At 72.5% G+C, this 19,615-nt stretch carries 15 protein-coding genes and 1 pseudogene; 9 read left to right on the top strand and 7 right to left on the bottom strand.

Going from position 1 to position 19,615, the window contains the following annotated elements; translation table 11 throughout:
* Positions 1 to 546: pseudogene (locus ACFVNO_RS16395) on the top strand (succinate--CoA ligase subunit alpha); the annotation flags it as partial.
* Positions 543 to 2,105, top strand: a complete 1,563-nt coding sequence (locus ACFVNO_RS16390; protein WP_355266662.1) for an aldehyde dehydrogenase family protein — start codon at positions 543 to 545, stop codon at positions 2,103 to 2,105. The pseudogene ACFVNO_RS16395 and the gene ACFVNO_RS16390, both read left to right, overlap by 4 nt.
* Before the next feature lie 207 nt (positions 2,106 to 2,312).
* On the opposite strand, the gene fdhD is transcribed toward ACFVNO_RS16390, so the two are convergent.
* From fdhD to ACFVNO_RS16365, 5 genes are all read right to left on the bottom strand, one after another.
* Complete coding sequence (gene fdhD, locus ACFVNO_RS16385) at positions 2,313 to 3,194, bottom strand: formate dehydrogenase accessory sulfurtransferase FdhD (RefSeq protein ID WP_220560514.1); 882 nt, start codon at positions 3,192 to 3,194, stop codon at positions 2,313 to 2,315.
* Between the two features lie 133 nt (positions 3,195 to 3,327).
* A complete protein-coding gene (locus ACFVNO_RS16380; RefSeq protein ID WP_355266668.1) occupies positions 3,328 to 4,269 on the bottom strand; it encodes a 2Fe-2S iron-sulfur cluster-binding protein in 942 nt (313 codons plus the stop codon).
* Positions 4,266 to 6,296, bottom strand: coding sequence for an NAD(P)H-dependent oxidoreductase subunit E (locus tag ACFVNO_RS16375; protein ID WP_378893395.1), 2,031 nt, complete (start codon positions 6,294 to 6,296; stop codon positions 4,266 to 4,268). Before ACFVNO_RS16375 ends, ACFVNO_RS16380 begins: the two co-directional genes overlap by 4 nt.
* Positions 6,297 to 6,499: 203 nt before the next feature.
* Positions 6,500 to 8,464 (bottom strand): molybdopterin-dependent oxidoreductase, encoded by a 1,965-nt coding sequence (locus ACFVNO_RS16370; RefSeq protein ID WP_355266674.1) that lies wholly within the window; start codon positions 8,462 to 8,464, stop codon positions 6,500 to 6,502.
* 128 nt (positions 8,465 to 8,592) lie between these two features.
* Positions 8,593 to 9,576 (bottom strand): 2-dehydropantoate 2-reductase, encoded by a 984-nt coding sequence (locus tag ACFVNO_RS16365; protein WP_355266677.1) that lies wholly within the window; start codon positions 9,574 to 9,576, stop codon positions 8,593 to 8,595.
* Between the two features lie 79 nt (positions 9,577 to 9,655).
* Here ACFVNO_RS16365 and ACFVNO_RS16360 point away from each other — a divergent pair, with 79 nt between their 5' ends.
* The 7 genes from ACFVNO_RS16360 to ACFVNO_RS16330 all read left to right on the top strand — a co-directional run bounded on the left by ACFVNO_RS16360 (position 9,656) and on the right by ACFVNO_RS16330 (position 16,902).
* Positions 9,656 to 10,951: a molybdopterin-binding protein gene (locus ACFVNO_RS16360; protein WP_378893390.1), complete on the top strand. Its 1,296-nt coding sequence runs from the start codon at positions 9,656 to 9,658 to the stop codon at positions 10,949 to 10,951.
* A 73-nt stretch (positions 10,952 to 11,024) separates the two neighbouring features.
* Complete coding sequence (locus ACFVNO_RS16355) at positions 11,025 to 11,708, top strand: GntR family transcriptional regulator (protein ID WP_378893387.1); 684 nt, start codon at positions 11,025 to 11,027, stop codon at positions 11,706 to 11,708.
* 354 nt (positions 11,709 to 12,062) lie between these two features.
* Complete coding sequence (locus tag ACFVNO_RS16350) at positions 12,063 to 12,638, top strand: TetR/AcrR family transcriptional regulator (protein WP_378893384.1); 576 nt, start codon at positions 12,063 to 12,065, stop codon at positions 12,636 to 12,638.
* Positions 12,639 to 12,713: 75 nt separating this feature from the next.
* Positions 12,714 to 13,628 carry an alpha/beta fold hydrolase gene (locus tag ACFVNO_RS16345; protein ID WP_378893381.1) on the top strand — a complete coding sequence of 305 codons (915 nt, stop codon included), beginning with the start codon at positions 12,714 to 12,716 and terminating at the stop codon, positions 13,626 to 13,628.
* A 169-nt stretch (positions 13,629 to 13,797) separates the two neighbouring features.
* Complete coding sequence (locus ACFVNO_RS16340) at positions 13,798 to 14,442, top strand: TetR/AcrR family transcriptional regulator (RefSeq protein ID WP_378893378.1); 645 nt, start codon at positions 13,798 to 13,800, stop codon at positions 14,440 to 14,442.
* 427 nt (positions 14,443 to 14,869) lie between these two features.
* The gene (locus ACFVNO_RS16335; protein WP_378893375.1) at positions 14,870 to 16,561 is read left to right on the top strand and encodes a serine/threonine-protein kinase; all 1,692 of its coding nucleotides are present in this window, start codon (positions 14,870 to 14,872) and stop codon (positions 16,559 to 16,561) included.
* A 206-nt stretch (positions 16,562 to 16,767) separates the two neighbouring features.
* Positions 16,768 to 16,902, top strand: a complete 135-nt coding sequence (locus ACFVNO_RS16330; RefSeq protein ID WP_378893372.1) for a hypothetical protein — start codon at positions 16,768 to 16,770, stop codon at positions 16,900 to 16,902.
* Positions 16,903 to 17,162: 260 nt separating this feature from the next.
* Here ACFVNO_RS16330 and ACFVNO_RS16325 read toward each other — a convergent pair whose 3' ends face one another.
* Together ACFVNO_RS16325 and ACFVNO_RS16320 are read right to left on the bottom strand one after the other, a co-directional pair.
* A complete protein-coding gene (locus ACFVNO_RS16325) occupies positions 17,163 to 17,708 on the bottom strand; it encodes a hypothetical protein (RefSeq protein WP_378893369.1) in 546 nt (181 codons plus the stop codon).
* A 62-nt stretch (positions 17,709 to 17,770) separates the two neighbouring features.
* Entirely contained in the window at positions 17,771 to 19,498 is a 1,728-nt protein-coding gene (locus ACFVNO_RS16320; RefSeq protein ID WP_378893366.1) for a serine/threonine-protein kinase, read from the bottom strand.
* Positions 19,499 to 19,615 lie beyond the last annotated feature (117 nt).

Below are 19,615 nucleotides of genomic sequence, written 5' to 3'. Positions count from 1 at the left end.
CTGATCACCCCGGGCCAGTCGAACGCGGGCATCATCCCGGCGACCATCACCAAGCCGGGCCGGATCGGGCTGGTGTCCAAGTCCGGGACGCTGACCTATCAGATGATGTACGAGCTGGCCGACATCGGCTTCTCCTCCGCCGTCGGGATCGGCGGGGACCCGATCATCGGGACCACGCACATCGACGCGCTGGCGGCGTTCGAGGCCGACCCGGACACCGATGTGATCGTGATGATCGGTGAGATCGGCGGGGACGCCGAGGAGCGGGCGGCGGCGTTCATCAAGGAGAACGTGTCCAAGCCGGTGGTCGGGTACGTGGCGGGGTTCACCGCGCCCGAGGGCAAGACCATGGGTCATGCGGGCGCGATCGTGTCGGGTTCCTCGGGGACCGCGGCCGCGAAGAAGGAGGCGTTGGAGGCCGCCGGCGTCAAGGTCGGTAGAACCCCCACCGAGACCGCAGGGCTCGTCCGGGCCGCCCTGGCGGCCGCCGAAGACCGAGAGGAGGGGGACGGCTCCGCTGCGGCGGAGGCGCCCGCGACCGCATGACGGCGACGACCCTGAAACCCGGTACGGAGTGGGCGGCCCTGTACGCCCGCTGCCGCGAGATCGCCCCGGAGGCCTTCGGGCCCGACCGGGTGCACAACCGCTGGGGCGGCCGCTGGCGCGCCGACGGGCGGCCGCGCACCTCCTACTCCCCGGTGGACGGCACCGAGATCGCCGGGCCGCCCATGCTCGACACCTCCACCGCGGCCCGGGCCGTGGCGGCGGCCGCGATCGAGCACCGCGCCTGGACCCGCGTCCCTCTCGAGGAACGGCGCTCCCGCGTCCGCGCCGCGGTCCGGTCCTGGAGCGAGCACCGGGACACCCTGGCCCTGGCGCTGGTCTGGGAGATCGGCAAGCCCTGGCGGCTGGCCCGCCAGGACGTCGACCGCGCCATCTCCGGTGTGGAGTGGTACCTGGACGAGATCGACGGGATGCTGGACGGGAGGCGGCCGCTGGAGGGGCCCGTCAGCAACATCGCCAGCTGGAACTACCCCATGAGCGTCCTGGCGCACGCCATGTGCGTGCAGGCCCTCGCGGGCAACGGGGTGATCGCCAAGACGCCCACCGACGGCGGGCTCGTGTGCCTCACTCTCGCCGTCGCCCTGGCGGTGGCGGAGGGCCTCCCGTTCACCCTGGTCGGAGGGGGCGGCAGAGACCTCTCCCCGGCACTGGTCCGCAGCCCGGAGATCGGCTGCGTGTCCTTCGTCGGCGGCCGCGACACCGGCGGCCGGGTCGCCGCCGACCTGGCGGACCTGGACCGGCCCCACATCCTGGAACAGGAGGGGCTGAACTGCTGGGGGGTCTGGGAGTACGACGACTGGGACACCCTCTCCGGCCAGATCCGCAAGACCTTCGACTACGCCAAGCAGCGCTGCACCGCCTACCCCCGGTTCGTGGTGCAGAGGTCCCGCTTCGCCGACTTCCTCCAGGCGTACCTGGCCGCGGCGGCGGGGGTGCGGTTCGGCCACCCGCTCGCGGTCGCCGACCCCGGGGACGACCTGCCCGAACTCGACTTCGGGCCGCTGATCAACGCGGCCAAGGCCAAGGAGCTCAACGACCGGGTGGCGGAGGCCGTCGCGGGCGGGGCGGTGCCCCTGTACCGCGGGTCCCTGTCCGACGCCCTGCTGCTCCCCGGCCAGAACACCGACGCCTACATGGCGCCCGTGGCCCTGCTGGAGCCGCCGAGGTCCTCCCCGCTCTTCCACGCCGAGCCCTTCGGGCCGGTCGACTCGGTCGTGCTGGTCGACACCGAGGCCGAGCTCATGGCGGCGATGAACGCCAGCAACGGCGCCCTGGTCGCCACGCTCTCCTGCGACGACACCGACACGGCCGCACGCCTGGCGGCCGGCGTGCGGGCCTTCAAGGTCGGCGTCAACCGCCCCCGCTCGCGCGGCGACCGCGACGAGCTGTTCGGCGGCCTGGGCGACTCCTGGCGCGGGGCCTTCGTCGGGGGCGGGCTCCTCGTGCACGCGGTCACCCGGGGGCCCGCCGACGAGCGGCCGCCCGGCAACTTCCCGCACTACACGCTCCGTCCCCGGGGATGGGAGGGCGCCGTCCATTAGGGGCCCGGCCACCGCCCGTCCCGGTCCGGCGCCCGCGCCGGCCGGGGCGGGCACCGGACCTGGGTGCACGGAGGGACGCGGAGGACGGGGGCGCGCCCCGGGCCCCGACGTGCCGCGAGGCCGCTCGAATGTTCGGGCGGCCTCGCGGAGGTCCGGTATCGGCCCTGGGCGGTACGGGGGGCTGGAACGCACCGGCCAGGGCCGCGCCTACCGGTGCGGAGGGTGCGCAGCCCCTGGGGCCGCCGAGGGCGCGGTGAGCGCCCTCTCCAGGAGAACGCGGTCCCTTCCGCTGTAGACGTTCATGGAACTGCCGCGCAGGAAGCCGACGAGCGTCATGCCCGCCTCCGCGGCCAGTTCGACGGCGAGGGACGAGGGGGCCGAGACGGCGGCCATCATGGGGATGCCCGCCATCCACGCCTTCTGGACCAGCTCGAAGGAGGCGCGCCCGGACACCATGAGCACGGTTCCGCGCAGCGGGAGCCGCCCGGAGCGCAGCGCCCAGCCGACCAGCTTGTCCACCGCGTTGTGCCGCCCCACGTCCTCGCGCAGGGCCAGCAGCTCGCCCTCGGCGGTGAACAGCCCGGCCGCGTGCAGCCCGCCGGTGCGGTCGAACACCCGCTGGGCCTCGCGCAGGCGGTCCGGGAGCCCGGTGAGGGTGGAGACGCCGACCCGCAGGCCGTCGTCGGCCACCGACCACCGCGCCTTGGTGCGCACGGCGTCCAGGCCGGCCTTGCCGCACAGCCCGCACGAGGAGGTGGTGTAGAAGTTGCGCTCCAGTGAGGTGTCGGGGAGAGGCACCCCGGGGGCCAGGGACACGTCCAGCACGTTGTAGGTGTTGGACCCGTCCTCGGTGGCCCCGGCGCAGTAGCGGATGGCGGTGACCTGCGGGCCCTCGGACACCACCCCCTCGCCCACCAGGAACCCGGCGGCGAGGTCGAAGTCGTTCCCGGGGGTGCGCATGGTGACGCTCAGCGGGGAGCCGTCCAGCCTGATCTCCAGCGGCTCCTCCACGACCAAGGTGTCCACGCGTTCGCTTCCGACACCCTCCCTGATCCGGAGGACCTTCTCACGGGCGGTCACCCGTCCCATGCCCCACCACCGCCTTCCGGCGTCCGAGCCGTCTACTGGTCTACTCCTCCCGACATTCGATGTCGAGGGGACGAAGCGTCAAATCGGTGCGGAGGCCGGACCGCCGCCCCGGGGGCCGGCCTCCGCCCGCGGGTCAGCCGTCGCCGCGCCGCTGCACGTGCTGGAAGCCGAACCTGCCCTTGATGCACAGGTTGCCGTGCGTCACCGGGTTGTCGTGCGGGGACGACACCTTGACGATCCGGTTGTCCTGCACGTGCAGGGTCACGTTGCACCCGACCCCGCAGTAGGTGCACACCGTGGTCGTCTCGGTCTGGCGCTCCTCGTCCCAGGTGCCGGCCTTGCGCATCTCGAACTCCGTGGTGAACGACAGCGCCCCGGTCGGGCAGACCTCGATGCAGTTCCCGCAGTACACGCAGGCCGAATCGGGCAGCTCCACGTCGTGCTCGGTGGAGATGCGGGCGTCGAACCCGCGCCCGGCCACCCCGATCGCGAACGTGTTCTGCCACTGGTCGCCGCAGGCGTCCACGCACTTGTAGCACATGATGCACTTCGAGTAGTCGCGCACGTAGAGGTCGTTGTCCACCTTGGCGGGCTGCTCCACGGTCTCGGCCACCGAGCCGTCGCCGGGCCGGTGCTCGCCCGCGTGCCGGGCGTCGCGGACCCCGAGCGCGGCCGGTTCGGCCCGGGGGCCGAACCGGTCCGGGTCCGCCTCGTAGCGCTCCATCCACTCGGCGATCTGGGGCGTGGTGGACAGGTCCACCGACGAGCCCAGCAGTTCCAGGACCAGCTTGCGGCTGTGCCGCACCCGCTCGGAGTCGGTGGACACGCTCATCCCGGCCTCCAGCTTGCGGGAGCAGGCCGGGGCGAGGGTGCGGGCGCCCTCCACCTCCACCACGCACACCCGGCAGGCGTTGCGCGGTGTGAGCGTGTCGCCGTAGCAGAGCGTGGGCACCTCGGTCCCGGCCGCGGCGCAGGCCTCGAGCACGGTGGTGCCCTCCGGCACGCGGACGGCCTCGCCGTCGATGGTCGCGTCGATCAGCCTCTTGGGGGCGGGCAGGAGTACGGGGACGGTCATCGGGCCTCCTCGGTCGCAGCCCGGTCGCCCGGGGCTGGGGTTGCTGTGCCGCCGGGGGCGGGGGTCTCGGTCGCGGGGCCGTCCTCGGAGTACAGGCCCAGCCGGTCGATCGCGGATTCCACGGCGTTCCAGGCGGTCTGGCCCAGGCCGCAGATCGACGCGTCCCGCATCGCCCGCCCGACCTCGCGCAGCAGCGGGATCTCCTTGGCGGGGGAGGCCCCCGCGCGCAGCCGCAGCAGGGACTCCTCCTGCCGCACCGTGCCGACCCGGCAGGGGACGCACTGGCCGCAGGACTCGTCGCGGAAGAAGGCGGCCACGCGTGCCAGGATCGCGGGCAGGTCGGCGGTGTCGTCCAGGACCAGCACCACGCCCGAGCCCAGGGACGCCCCGGCGGTGCGCGCCCCCTCGAAGGTCAGCGGGATGTCCAGTTCGTCGGCCCGGACGAAGGTGCCGGCGGCCCCGCCCAGGAGCACGGCCCTGATCGAGCGCCCCTCGGGCGGCCCGCCCGCGGCCTCGATCAGGTCGCCCAGGGTGGCCCCGAAGGGCAGCTCGTACAGGCCGGGGCGGCGCACCCCGCCCGACAGGCAGAACAGCTTGGGGCCCGTGGACCCGGAGGTGCCCACGGCCGCGTACGCCGGTCCGCCCATCAGCAGCACGGGCAGGACGTTGACCAGGGTCTCCACGTTGTTCACAGTGGTCGGCTTGCCGAACAGGCCCTTCTCCACCGGGAACGGCGGTTTGGTGCGGGGCTCGCCGCGCTGCCCCTCGATGGAGCCGAAGATCGCGGTCTCCTCGCCGCAGATGTAGGCGCCCGCGCCGCGCCGGATCTCGATGTCGAAGGAGAAGCCCGACCCCATGATGTCGGTGCCGAGCAGCCCGCGCTCCCGGGCCAGGGATATGGCGTTCTCCAGGTGCAGTAGGGCCCGGGGGTACTCGCCCCGGATGTAGAGGTAGCCGGTGCGCGCCCCGATCGCGTACCCGGCGATGGTCATGGCCTCGACGACGGAGAAGGGGTCGCCCTCCATGAGGACGCGGTCCTTGAAGGTTCCCGGCTCGCTCTCGTCGGCGTTGCACACCAGGTAGTGCGGGGTGTCCGGCTGCTGGGCGGTGGCGTTCCACTTGCGCCCGGTGGGGAAGGCCGCCCCGCCCCGGCCGACCAGGCCGGAGTCGGTGACCTCCCGGATCACTCCGGCGGGGCCGAGCCGCAGGGCCTCGCGCAGTGCGGCGTACCCGCCCGCGGAGCGGTAGTCGTCGAGGCTGAGCGGGTCCACACGGCCGATCCGGCGCAGGAGGACGTGGTCGGGGGAGCCCGCGTCGGGGACGGCGTCCTCGGGGCGGGGCTCGGGGGAGGCGCCGGGCAGGGGCTCGGGGTGGAAGGTGGTGGGGTGGGCGGTCCCGGGGCCGTGGGGGCGGTGGCCGTTGGTCGGCTCCTCCCCGCGGGGCGCGCCCTCGGTGAGCGAGTCGAGCCCGTCGGGGGTGGCCGGGGCCGCGACCGCGTACCGGGCCGGCGCCCCGGCCTGGAGGGAGAGCGCCGCGGGGGCGCGCTCGCACATGCCCAGGCACGGGCTCTCGTGCCAGGTGACGGGGGGAGCGTCGGGGCCGGCGGCCTCCGAAGCGGCTCCGGGAGGGCCCAGGCGCTCGGCCAGCCGGTCGCGCAGCGCGCCCGAGCCCGCCGCCGCGCAGGCGATGTCGGTGCACAGGTGCACGACCCTCCGGGGGCGCTCGTGCAGGGCGAACATCGCGTAGAAGGAGGCGACGGCGTAGGCCTCGGCCGGGGGGACGGTGAGTCTGCGGCAGATGTGGTTGAGCGCGCCCCGGCTGATCCAGCCCACCCGGTCGTTGACCGCGTGCAGGGCGGGCAGGAGCAGGTCGCGCCGGTCGCGGGCGGCGTGGCCGCCCCTGGCGTAGCGCAGGTCGGAGTCCCGGCGCGTCCCGCCGTCCCAGCCGGATTCGGGCGTGCCCAGGAGTGAGTCGACGGCGTCGCGTTCGGCTTCGGTGGCCGCCTCGTCCAGAAGTCGCAGGTCCACGCCCGGATCACCTCAATCGTGTAAGACAGATCACAGGATTCTGTATACAGAAGACAGTAGGATGGGAGTTCCGGATTGACAACCCTCGTCACCGATGCGAATCCGTCGGCGGAGGCGGTCGCTCCGGGCGTCCGGTCGAACGGACACGGGGTGGACCGTCCCGCCAGGGGGCTGGGAGACGGTCCACCCTTCGCCCTCCCGGGCTAGCGGAGCGCCCCGTCCGGGGCGTCCCTGCGCTCGGCCGGGGTCCGGGGGCCGAGGCGCTCGATCCGCACGGCGGCCGCCTTGTACTCGGCGGTCCCCGCGATGGGGTCGGTGGCGTCGATGGTCAGCAGCTGGGTGTCGACCTGGTGCGGGAAGTGGAAGGTCATGAACACCAGGCCCGGCCGCATGGACTCGGTGATCGAGGCCGGGACCAGGACCGAGCCGCGGCGGGAGGTCACGCGGACCGTCTCGCCGTCCTCGATCCCGAGCTTGGCCGCGTCCTCCGGGGACAGGTCCAGCAGCTCACCGCGCCGCAGGGGCGAGGAGAACCCCCCGGTCTGCACCCCGGTGTTGTAGTCGTCCAGGCGGCGGCCGGTGGTGAGCCGGAACGGGAAGTCCTCGTCCAGCAGGTCCACCGGCGGCGAGTGGCCCACGATCCCGAACGGCGCGGGGTCGCCCCGCAGCGCCGGGTCCTTGGACCACAGGCGGGAGTGCAGATAGCTCGGCTCCACCCTGTCCTCGGAGTAGCAGGGCCACTGGATGCCGTCCAGCTCGGCCAGGCGCGCGTAGGTCATGCCCCGGTGCATGGGGGACAGCGAGCGCACCTCGTCCCAGATCTCCTCCGCCGCCGGGCGCTCCCACTCGTGGCCGAGCCGGTTGGCCAGCTCGCACATGATCTCGATGTCGTCCCTGGCGCCCTCCGGCGGGTCCAGGGCCTTGCGCACCAGCTGGACGCGCCGCTCGCTGTTGGTGAAGGTGCCGTCCGACTCGCACCAGGCGGCGCTCGCGGGGAGCACGACGTCGGCGAGCTCGGCGGTGCGGGTGAGGAAGATGTCCTGCACCACCAGGTGGTCCAGGGCCTGCAGCCGGGCGGTGGTCTTGTGCGTCTCGGGCTCGGACTGCACGGGGTTCTCGCCGATGACGTAGAGGGTCTTGAGCTCGCCCTCCTCCATCGCCTCGAACATCTGGGTCAGGTTCAGGCCCTTGCGCCCCTGGATGGGGCGGCCCCAGGCGCGCTCGAACGGCGCCCGGACCTCGGGGTCCAGGATGTCCTGGAAGCCGACCAGCCGGTCGGGGATGGCGCCCATGTCGCCGCCGCCCTGCACGTTGTTCTGGCCGCGCAGCGGGTTGAGCCCGGAGCCGTACCTGCCCACGTGCCCGGTCAGCAGGGACAGGTTGATGAGCGCGCGCACGTTGTCGGTCGCGTTGTGGTGTTCGGTGATGCCGAGGGTCCAGCACAGCTGGGCGCGCTCGGCGCGGGCGTAGGTGTGGGCGAGCTCGCGGATGGCCTCTGCGGGCACGCCGGTCTCGGCCGAGGCCGCGGCGAGCGTCCACGGCTCCACCAGGGCGCGGTACTCGTCGATGCCGCTGGTGGCGCGCTCGATGAAGGACTCGTTGGCGAGCCCCGCGTGCAGGATCTCCCGGCCGATCGCGTGCGCCAGCGGGATGTCGGTGCCCACGTTGAGGCCGAGCCAGCGGTCGGCCCATTCGGCGGTGGACGTCCGCCGGGGGTCCACGACGAAGAGCCGGGCCCCGTTGCGCACGCCCTTGAGCACGTGCTGGAAGAAGATCGGGTGCGCGAACCGCGGGTTGCCGCCCCAGATGACGATGAGGTCGGTGTCCTCGATCTCCGCGTAGGAGGAGGTGCCGCCGCCGGACCCGAAGGCGGCGGCCAGGCCCGCGACGCTGGGCGCGTGGCAGGTGCGGTTGCAGGAGTCGACGTTGTTGGTGCCGACGACGACGCGCGTGAACTTCTGCGCGATGAAGTTCATCTCGTTGGTGGCCCTGGCGCAGGAGAGCATGCCGAAGGAGTCGGGCCCGTGGCGTTCGATGCCCTGGCGGAACCCGGCCGCGGCGCGGTCCAGGGCCTCCTCCCAGGAGGCCGGGCGCAGCTCGCCGTGTTCGCGGACCAGGGGAGTGGTGAGGCGGTCATAGGGGGCTGAGAAGTCTTCGGAACGACGCATGTGGCCTCGCTTGGAGTTCGTGGCCTTGGAGAGAATACTGTATGCAATGTTGAAGGCCGCGGCAATGGGCGGTCCGGGGAAAGGGTGGTCCGGGAGGGGGCGCGGGTGCCGGCTCCGGGGTCGGGGGGCTAGGCGGGGGCGGGCTCGGAGACCCTCTGGTTCAGGAGGCCGGCCACGGCGTCGACCGCGCGGAGGGTGGGCACGGGGGCGCCGGTGAGGTCGGCCAGCTCGACCACGGCGGACAGGATGACGTCCAGCTCCATGGGCCGGCCCCGTTCCAGGTCGTGGAGGGTGGAGGTCCGGTGGTCGCCGGTCCGCTCCGCGCCCGCGAGCCTGCGTTCGACCGAGATGTCGGGGTGCACGCCCAGCCGGGCGGCCACGTCCAGGGTCTCGTTCATCATGGTGCGGGCCATGTCCCGGGTCGAGCGGTGGCGGCAGATCTGCGCCATGGTCGAGCGGGTGAGCGCGCTGAGCGGGTTGAAGACGATGTTGCCCATCAGCTTCACCCAGATGTCCACGCGCAGGTCGGGCTCGACCGGGCACTTCAGCCCGCCGGCCACCATCGCCGCGGACAGGTCGCGGCAGCGCTGGGAGTCGGAGCGGTCGGGCTCGCCGATGGAGAACCGGGTGCCCTCGATGTGCCGGACCACCCCCGGCTCGACGATCTCGGTGGCCGCGTAGACCACGCAGCCGATGGCGCGCTCGACCGGGATCGCCCGGCTGACCGCGCCGCCGGGGTCCACGCTCTCGATCCTCCGGCCGGCGAACGGCCCCCCGATCCCGTGGAAGTACCACCAGGGGATGCCGTTCTGCGCGGCGACCACGGCGGTGGACGGGCCCAGAAGCGGGCGCAGCAGCGGGCCGCACGCGGCGTAGTGCTGGGCCTTGAGGCCGAGCAGGACGATGTCCACGGGGCCGACCTCGCCGGGGTCGTCCGTGGCGTGGGGGTGCGCGGTGAAGTCGCCGCGGGGGCTGAGCACCCGGACGCCCCGCTCGCGCAGGGCCCGCAGGTGCTCGTTGCGGGCTATGAGGTGGACATCGGCTCCGCCGCGGTGCAGTGCGGCGCCCGCGTAGGCGCCGATCGCTCCGGCGCCGAGGACGGCGATGCGCATGGGAACTCCTTCCATTTACCATACTGTATACAGTATGCTTTGTGGTGTTCGTCTCCTCACCTCGGCAGGGAGAGAAGGAATGCCCGACTCGGTCGCCCCGGAAACTTCTCTGGTTCTTCGTCTCCACGGCCGTCGGCGGGGCCACGCGCCGACACCCTGGCACCGCGCCCGCGAGCTGGCGCGCGAGGCCGGCGCCGAGGGCACCACGCCCGTGGAGGAGGTGCCGCTCTCCGCGGCCCTCGGCTCCACGCTCGGGGCCGACCTCGTCTCCGCGGTCGACGTCCCCGTCCTGGACAGCGCCGCCATGGACGGCTACGCCGTCTGCGGCGAGGGGCCCTGGACCGTCCTGGGCCGGGCACTGGCCGGACACCGCGGGCCCGTCGCCCGCCTCAACGCGGGGGAGGCGGTGGAGATAGCCACGGGTGCCATCGCTCCGGACGGCACCACCTCCGTCCTCCCCTACGAGCGCGCCACCCTGGCTCCGGCCGGGCCGGGAGGGGCCGCCCCGGCGGCGGCCGCCGGAGACCGGGGCGGCGCGCCGGGACCGGGGGGCGCGGGGCTCCTGAGCGGTGCGACCGAGCCGGGGGAGCACCTGCGACTGCGGGGCGAGACCACCCCGGCCGGGACGGTGGTCGCACGCGCCGGGAGCCCCGTCACCCCCGCGCTCCTGGGCCTGGCCGCGGGCCTGGGGCGGGACGCCCTGCCGGTGCTCCGCCCCCGGGTCCGCGTCCTGGTCACCGGCGACGAGGTGGTGCGCGAGGGCGTCCCGCGCCCCGGGGCGGTGCGCGACGCGATCGGCCCCGTGCTGCCCGGGCTGGTGGCCTGGGCCGGCGGCGCGTGCGCGCCCCCGGAGCTGCTGGCGGACCGGCGGGAGGACCTGGAGCGGGCACTGGACGAGGTGTCGGGGACCGACCTGGTCGCGGTCTGCGGCTCCTCGTCGAAGGGCCCGGCCGACCACCTGCGCGCGGCGCTGACCGGCCTCGGCGCGCGGTTCGTGGTCGACGGGGTGGCCTGCCGCCCCGGCCACCCGCAGGCCCTGGCGGTCCTGCCCTCCGGCGCCGTGGTCGTGGGGCTGCCGGGCAACCCCGGCGCGGCCCTCGTCGCCGCCCTCACCCTGCTCGTCCCCGCGCTGAGCGGCCGGGCGGGCCGGCGCGACCCGGCCCACACCGGGCAGCGGGCCCGGCTCATCGGCGAGACCCGTCCCCACGCCTCCGACGTGCGGCTGGTCCCGGTGCGCGTGAGCCGCGACCTCGCAGTGGAGCTGCCCTCCAGCGGCTCCGCCGACCTGCGCGCGGCCGCCGTGGCCGACGCGTTCGCGGTCGTCCCGCCCGCCCGCACGCCGGGACTCGTCGAACTCGTCGGGACGCCCCGATGACCCGTGGACCCTCTGCACTTCGTAGACTGTCTACAGTGAACCCGACCACGCAGCCGGAATCTGGAGACTCCTCATGTCCTCGCAGGGATTGAACGCCGTCGCAGGACGGATCCAGCGCCCGGTTCCGTTGCGGGAGTCCGTCTACGAGGCCATCCTCGACCTCATCACCACCCGGGCGCTCTCACCCGGCCAGCACCTGGTCGAGACCGAGCTGGCCGGGACCCTCGGCGTGTCGCGCCAGCCGGTCCGCGAGGCCATGCAGCGGCTCAGCAACGAGGGCTGGGTGGACCTGCGGCCCGGCTACGGCGCGTTCGTGCACACGCCCACCGAGAGCGAGGCCGACCAGCTCCTGGCCGTCCGCGCGATGCTGGAGGCCGAGTCCGCCAGGCTCGCCGCCGAGCACGCCTCGCCCGAGCAGATCCGGCACCTGCGCGAGCTCGTCTCCGCGGGCCGGGCGGCCACCGAACACGCGGACACCGAAGCCGTGGTCCAGGCCAACGCCGACTTCCACCGGGCCGTCACCGAGGCCTCCGGCAACCGGGTGCTGGCCGAACTGGCCGCCCAGGTGGACCGCCGGGTCCGCTGGTACTACGCACCCGTCGCCGGCATCCGGGGCTCGGCCTCCTGGGACGAGCACGAGCAGCTGGTCGAGGTCATCGAGCAGGGCGACGCGGCCCGCGCCCGCCTGCTCATGAGCGAGCACACCGAGCGCACCCGCCGCACCTACCACGAAGAGGTCGACGGCGTCCGGCCCTGACCCGCGGGTCGGGCGCCCGCACGGCCCGGAGGGCCCGGCGGGGCCCTCCGCCATGGTGGGAGCGTTGGGAGACGTTCGTGTCTCCCACCACCCGCCCGTCACTCCCGACCCTGGGAGAGCTCCTCGATCACAGCCGGAAGAAGTGATCGTGCCAGAGCCCTCCTGGTGGTCGCGGATCATCCACACCTGGCCGTCCTTCACGCTGGTCGGCGCGTACGAACTGCTCATGCGCGAGTTCCGCGCTATCGCCGGGACGCCGACGGAGAGTGCCGTGGGGTCGGTCTTCGAGTCAGCGCATGGTCCGGCCGCATACGCTTTCTTGATCGATCGATCCAGATAGGTTGCGGTGGGGCCATGGCAAGGACCCGGGAGTTCGACACCGAAGCGGCCGTGGGCCGCGCCATGGAGCTGTTCTGGGCGCGTGGCTACGAGGCGACCTCGGTGCGCGACCTGACCCAGCGCCTGGGGATCGGGCAGGGGTCTCTGTACGCGGCGTTCGGTGGCAAGGACGGCCTGTACCGGGCCGCGCTGGAGCACTACCGCACCACCCTCGCGGCGGATGCCCTGCGCGCTCTGGAGGAGGGGGCGGACGCCCGAGCGGCGATCCGTGCGCTGCTGACGGAGCGGATCCGCGTCGCCGTGGAGCGCGGCGGTCAGGGCTGCCTGGCCGTCAACGCCGCCTGCGAGAGGCTGCCGCAGGACGCGGCGACCCGGCACACCGTGCGCGACATGCAGGACGCGAGCCGGGAGGCGCTGGCCGAGGTGCTGCGGGCCGCGAGGGACCGGGGCGAGATCGCCGAGCGCCACGACCCGCACACGGTCGCCGCCTTCCTGGTCACCTTCCTCAACGGCCTGCTGGTCTCCTCGAAGATCACCCCGGACCGCTCCCTCGAACCCCTCGTCGACGTCGCGCTGACCGTCCTCGACTGACGCGGCCCTCGCGGCCCGGGCCGGACTTTGTCATGCCCTCATTCTGTAACGAACGATCAAGAAATCGGATGTCCCATGACGTACGACCATGACGGAGCGCCCATGCGCACCGGCCGTGCCACCGTCAACGGAACGAGCCTGCACTATCGGACGGCCGGGTCCGGTCCCGCCGTGGTGCTGCTGCACGGCGTGCCCAAGACGGGCTACCACTGGCGCCGCCTGGTCCCGAAGCTGACGCCCCACCACACCGTCGTCGTGCCCGACCTGCGCGGTCTCGGTGACTCCGCCCGCCCTGCGGACGGCTACGACTCCGGGACGATGAGCGACGACATCGCCGGGCTGGCGGCCGGCCTCGGACACGAGACCTACGCCGTGATCGGCGAGGACTGGGGCGCGGTGATCGACTACCAGCTCGCCGCCCGCCACCGCGACCACGTCACCTCCCTCGTCTTCGCCGAGGCGCTGCTCCCCGGCTTCGGCTTCGAGGACCACACGGCCCTCACCCCCGAGAACGTCTCCGGCATGCACCTGTGGCACCGGGGCTTCTACTTCCAGCCCGACGTGCCCGAGATGCTGATCTCCGGGCACGAACGCGAACTGATCACCTACATGATCAAGAACGAGCGCAGCCACCCCGACACCGCCACCCCCGAGGCCGTCGAGGAGTACGTGCGCTGTTACTCCCTGCCCGGTGGCATCCGCGCCATGCTCGCCGTCTACCGGACGATGCTCACCGATGCCGAACAGAACCGGGAGGCGGCCCGAAAGAAGCTCGACATCCCCGACCTGGCGCTCGGCGGCTCCGCCTTCATCGGCGAGCGCAACGCGGAGCAGGCACGGTTCGTGGCGCACGACGTCACCGGGCACGTCTTCGACGCGGGCCACGACCTCGCGGAGGAGGTACCCGACGAGATGGCCGCCGTGGTGCTGCCGTTCCTGGCTGCGCGTGCTTGTGACACGAGGGGTCTCTCCATTCGAACGAATGCTTGAACCAAGTGCTTTAAATAAGTAAAGCACCTGATTTAGGTTTGTCGGCGGGCAGTCGTGGCCCGTCCCCGTGCCGTCTGCGCCGCAGGTCGACGAGGGCTGCGTGAGGCGACCGGTGCGAGAGCATGGACTGAACGTGGCGGGAGGAAGACCCCGGAAGGATGGACCAGAGGTGGCAGGCAGGACCGAGCGGGCCGAGAGAGGTACCGACACCCGGCAGGCGATGCTGGAGACCGCCGAGCGGCTGTTCGCCGTGCACGGCGTGCACGCGGTGTCCACGCGCAAGATCAGCGAGGAGTCCGGCCAGGGCAACAACGCCGCGGTCACCTATCACTTCGGCGGCAAACCGGACCTCATCCGTGCGATCGTCCGTACCCACGCCGACCGGATCGAGGAGATCCGCTCCCGGCTCGTCACCGAGGCCGCCGGCTCCGAGGACATCCGCACCTGGATCTCCTGCCTGGTCCGCCCCTTCACCGAGCACCTCGAGGACCTCGGCTCACCCACCTGGTACGCCCGTTTCCGCATCCAGGTGACATCCGACCCCGCCCTGCGCGAGATCTCACAGGAGGAGGCCCTCGCATCACCCTCCCTGCGACTACTGATCGCCCACCTGACGCACACCCTGCCCGGTCCGCCGTCGGACATCCGCGCCGAGCGGCTCAACATGGCCAGCCACCTCATCGTCAACATGTGCGTTGAGCGTGAACGCGCCCTCGCCGAGAACGCCGTCACCCGCCAGCTCACCTGGAATGATCTCGCGACCCGTCTCACCGACGCGGTCGTCGGCCTCTGGCAGGCCCCCAGCAGCAACTGATGCAAGCGCCTGTCGGTCGCCCAAGCGTGGTCGGAGACCAAGAGCCCTCAGAGCTACGGGGCGCCACGAAGCCGGCCGCCCAGGTACGCGAACACACCGACATCCTCCACGCGGCGGCCGCTGCACCGCCAGCTGACAGCAGACCACCCCCCCGGGCCGGGCGCAAGGGCGGCCGGCCCCGCGTGGTCGATGCCGACAAGTGCCATGCGATCTTGGGGGGTGAACCAAGTAAGCCCGAAGGGGGCCATGGCCTGCTCCGGCCCCGAGCGCAAGCCCGCCGGCTGACCCTGCCTGTGGACAAGTCCCGGTCTCCGCACGGGGTCGGGCTTTGTGACCTGTCCGCGACCTCTCGCTGCCCCGGGCGGGGGATCCTGGGAAGCCGGGCTCGGCCCGGTTCGGGGCGTACAACAGACGGACAGAGGTAGCGATGACCGAAACGGGACAGCGGGTGGGTGACTTCCGTCTGCTGCACGAGTTGGGGTCGGGCGGGTTCGGGTCGGTGTTCCTGGGCCAAGACGATACGGGGCGGCGGGCGGCGGTCAAGCTGCTGCACCCGCACCTGGCCGCCGATCCTCAGGTGCGCCGCTACTTCGCCCAGGAGCTGGTCAACGCCCGCCGGGTGCAGGGGTTCTGCCTGGCCGAGATCCTGGACGCCGACCCCGACCCCGACGCCGAGCGGCCGTGGATCGCCACCGAGTACATCGACGGCCCGACCCTGGCCCAGGCGGTGCGCGAGCACGGTCCGCGCACCGGCGGGGACCTACACCGGCTGGCGGTGCAGACCATCACCGCGCTGGCGGCGATCCACGCCGCCGGGGTGGTGCACCGCGACTTCAAGCCCCCGAACATCCTGCTGGCCGCCGACGGGCCGCGGGTGATCGACTTCGGCATCGCCCGCGCTCTGGACGCCGATACCGCCTCGGCCACCCGGATCGGCACGCTGGGGTACATGGCCCCGGAGCAGATCGAGGGCACGACCCTGGGGCCGGCCGCGGACCTGTTCGCCTGGGGCGCGGTGATGGTCTACGCCGCCACCGGCGCCGAAGCGTTCCCCGGCCCCACCCAGGCCGCGCGCATCAACCGTGTGCTGAACCACCCGCCCCAGACCGGGGACCTGGCCGACCCGCTGCTGGGCATCGTGCTGGCCTGCACGGACAAGGACCCCGAACGGCGGCCCACCGCACGCCAGGTCTGGGACATGCTCCTGACCGGACAAGCCGCACCACCCCTGGCGAAGACCCGACCGCTTCCCACCGAACCCGAGGATGACGAAGCGTGCCTGCGCCGCGCTGCCGCGGATGGCGACACCGACGCCATGGTCGATCTCGGGGCCCTGCTGGAGGATCGGGGCGAGGCCGAGGAGGCGGAGTCCTGGTACCGCAAATCCGCCAAGGGCGGCAACACCGATGCCATGGTCGATCTCGGGGCCCTGCTGGAGGCGCGAGGCGAGGCCGAGGAGGCGGAGTCCTGGTACCGCAAATCCGCCAAGGGCGGCAACACCTACGCCATGAACAACCTCGCGATCGTGTTGGACGAGCGTGGTGAGGTCGGGGAGGCGGAGTCCTGGTACCGCAAATCCGCCAAGGGCGGCAACACCAACGCCATGTTCAACCTCGGGGCCCTGCTGGCGGGTCGGGGGGAGGTGGGGGAAGCAGAGTCCTGGTACCGGCGCGCCATCGCCGAAGGCGGCAACACCTACGCCATGTGCAACCTCGCGATCGTGTTGGACGAGCGTGGTGAGGTCGGGGAGGCGGAGTCCTGGTACCGCAGGGCCGCCGAGGGCGGCCACACCGACGCCATGTTCAACCTCGGGGCCCTGCTGGCGGGTCGGGGGGAGGTGGGGGAGGCGGAGTCCTGGTACCGGCGCGCCATCGCCGAGGGCGGCCACATCTACGCCATGAACAACCTCGGGGTCCTGCTAGCGGGGCGTGGTGAGGTGGTTGAGGCGGAGTCCTGGTACCGCAAGTCCGCCGAGGGCGGCAACACCTACGCCATGAACAACCTCGGGGGCCTGCTGAAGGAGCGAGGCGAGATCGAGGAAGCAGAGGTCTGGCACCACAAGGCCGCCGAGGGCGGTGACTCCAGCACCATGCGCGACCTCAGGAAGGTCAGGCGATGACAGCCGGCTGGTCCGCTCGGCTCCGTGTTTGACCGCTGGGTCCGGAATAGGCACAGCCGGAACCAAACTTGACCCTTGACGAGAGCGGACAAAGCACGCTGGAAGGGTTCATGGCCTGTCCCGGCCAGGTCCGCCTGCCCGCCGCCAGCGGGGGTAGACCCCGGCCGTGGCGGGCGCACCCGGTGCCCGCGGGGAAGGAGACCCCCGTGCGCCGATCCAAGAACGGCCCCGGCATCGGCAGCCGCGGGTTCGACCCGCTTGACCCGGCCCCGGTCCCGGCCCCGGTCCCCGAGCCGGAGCCGGTGGAGGAGAAGCCGGGCACCGAGCGCAAGCCTGCCTGAGGCCGCGCCCCGGTCCCGCCGACCCCGTGCGACGCGATGTCGCGCGAGGGCCGTTTTTGTGCCCTGCTTTGTGACTAGGCAAGGTCTAGAACATGATGGGCCACTTGTCGCGGGTCAGAAACCCCGGCCCGGCCGCTGTACCGGTGGGCTGGGTGCTCGTATACCGGACCCCGCATTGTCGCCTCGACAGCGGCCTGCAGGACCGCCAGGGCATCGGTAAGGCTCCGCGCGCGGCAACCGCCCGCATTGACGCCTCCGGCTCAGTGATGGCGGACGGCGACGTCGAAGCGGGACCGGGGCCAGCCGTCCAGGGTGAAGACCGGGCACCGGAGAGAGCCTGACAGCAGGCCGTACAGGTAGTCGGTGGCGGTCACGGTATGGCGGGCCCAGACGGAGCTCCGGCAGCCGTCGGCGACCACCGCCCAACCGTCGGGGTCGCCGACGGCCTCCAGGTAGAGGTCGTTGCCGTTGTCGTCCGACCCCAGGATCAGCAGGTCGTCGATGACGACGTCCCAGTCCCCCTCGGCCTTGCGGACACCGGGCCAACGCTGTTCGTGGCCGCCCCGGATCGCGATGGCGTCAGCCCTGTACACGTGCCTGAGGTTCTCGCGGCGTTTCGCGGAGTACTCCAGGAGCCCCTGGTTGACGCCGAAGCCGAACCGGTTGTCCACCTCCACGGTGTTGTGGCCGATCCGGGTGAAGAACTCGCGCAGATCGGAGGGCATCGGCAGGGCGGGCGGCGGACCGGCCGGCTCCGGAGAGCCGTTGGGGAACAGCAGGTCGATGAGTGCGTCAACGGCGGGCACGGGCCGTCCTCTCAGCCGGGGGATGGGGGCCGAGTGTCTCATCCAGCGATGACGGTCGGGGCTCACGGAGTCGACGGCTGTTCGACCCAGAGGTCCCCGGCGAACCACCGCAGCGCCGCACGCAAGCGTTCGACCTGAAGGGGTGTGACCGCGCGGACCTGTCCTGCCCGGCACACGACCTTGCCGCCTTGGTAGTCCTTCATCCACTTGTCGTCGCGCAGCGGTGGTCGGCCCCTGCGCGGCCAGACCACGACTCGTGCGCTTTTCCCTTCGCCGACCAAGCTGACCCGTGCCATGTCAGCCCACCGGCGCGGCGTGTCGGCTACGGAGAGTGCCGCAGGCGTTAGCCCTGCAGCGGACAGGACCAGGGCGGGCCAGGCACCCGGAATCACAAAAATAGCGAGCAGAGCCAACAGAACACCCAGGGCATCAAGGACGATGGCCACGAACAAAGCGAAGGGCAGTGCCTCCTCCGGGAAGATGATCACCCCCCTCGCGGCCAACAAGCCCAAGGCCACGCTAGAGATAGCGCAGATGAACAGGACGATCACGCAGACATCCAAGGCCCGCTCCAGGGATGGCTTGCCGGTGAAGACGACTTTTTCGACCACTTCCGGGGCGGACCTCGGCTTGGAGGGGAGGTCGAAGGCCAGTTTCACGGCCGCGCCCCCGGCCAACGCGATACGTTGTGAGGCCCCATGGTCCTCCGTGCGCACCAGGAGCGAGCGCTGCTCGGGTGCGACGTGGAAGGCACCGGATGCGAACCGGGGGACCGTGCCCAGCACGGTGTCGTCCACCAACACCTCCATGGGGTGCGCGCTGAGGTTGCCGATCACCAGCTCGGCGTCCTTCGGCCCGGACGGGGCGCGGCCCGGGGCCGCCGGTGTCCGCGGCTCCTGGACCCGGGTGTAGGCGAGCGTGTACCGCGCCAGGACTTTGGTGATGTCCTCAGGCAACCACCGACCGCCCGTGTCGGAGGGGGAGGGGGCCGCGGCGGCCAGGGCCGCCAGCACTTCCCCTACCCCGGGTCGGGATGCGGGGTCCTTGGCCAGGCACGCCCGCACCAGGTCGACCAGGGGTCCGGGAACGCCGGCCGGGTCGGGCTCTTCCTGCACGAGACGGAACATGACCGCCAGCGGCGCTCCCTCTCCGAACGGGCTGCGGCCGGTGGCGGCGAAGGCGAGCACGCTCCCCAGGGAGAACACGTCCGAGGCCGGGCCGACCTTCTCGGCGCGGGCCTGCTCGGGGGACATGAACGCCGCGGTGCCCAGCACGGCGGAGGAGTGGGTGTGGGAGGTGGAGTCCAGGGCGCGGGCGATGCCGAAGTCGATCAGGCGCGGACCGTCGTGGGCCAGCAGGACGTTGCCGGGTTTGAGGTCGCGGTGCACCAGCTTCTGGGCGTGCACGGCCGCGAGTCCTTCGGCCAGGCCGGCGCCGAGCACGGCCACCGTCCGCTGGGGCAGGGGGCCGTGGTCGGTGACGGCGCGGTGCAGGGTGGGGCCGGGGATGTAGGCGGTGGCCAGCCAGGGTGGGTCGGCGTCGGTGTCGGCGTTCACGAGGGGGGCGGTGTAGAACCCGCCGACCTTGCGGGCAGCGGCCACCTCGGCGGCGAACCGACGGCGGAAGTCGGGGTCCTGGGCCAGATCGGGGCGCACGACCTTGACCGCGACGGTGTGACCGCCAGGGGAGCGGCCCAGGAACACCTGGCCCATCCCACCGCCGCCCAGGCGGGCGTGCAGCGTGTAGGGGCCGATACGGGTGGAGCCGCCGGGCAGGAGGGGATCGGCCATGGCACCGCTTCCAACGGGGGTCCTGTCAGGGGACCGATGATCCCAGCAGGCCCCACCGACAGGGGTTTTCTTGCCGGAACCGGCCATTCGAGCTGCGGCGGTTCGACTCCGGTCTCC

The organism is Nocardiopsis sp. NPDC057823 (assembly GCF_042797335.1).
Classification (GTDB): domain Bacteria; phylum Actinomycetota; class Actinomycetes; order Streptosporangiales; family Streptosporangiaceae; genus Nocardiopsis; species Nocardiopsis changdeensis.
Note: the sequence above shows the minus strand (reverse complement) of the source record. Positions and strands in the feature narration are given on the sequence as shown.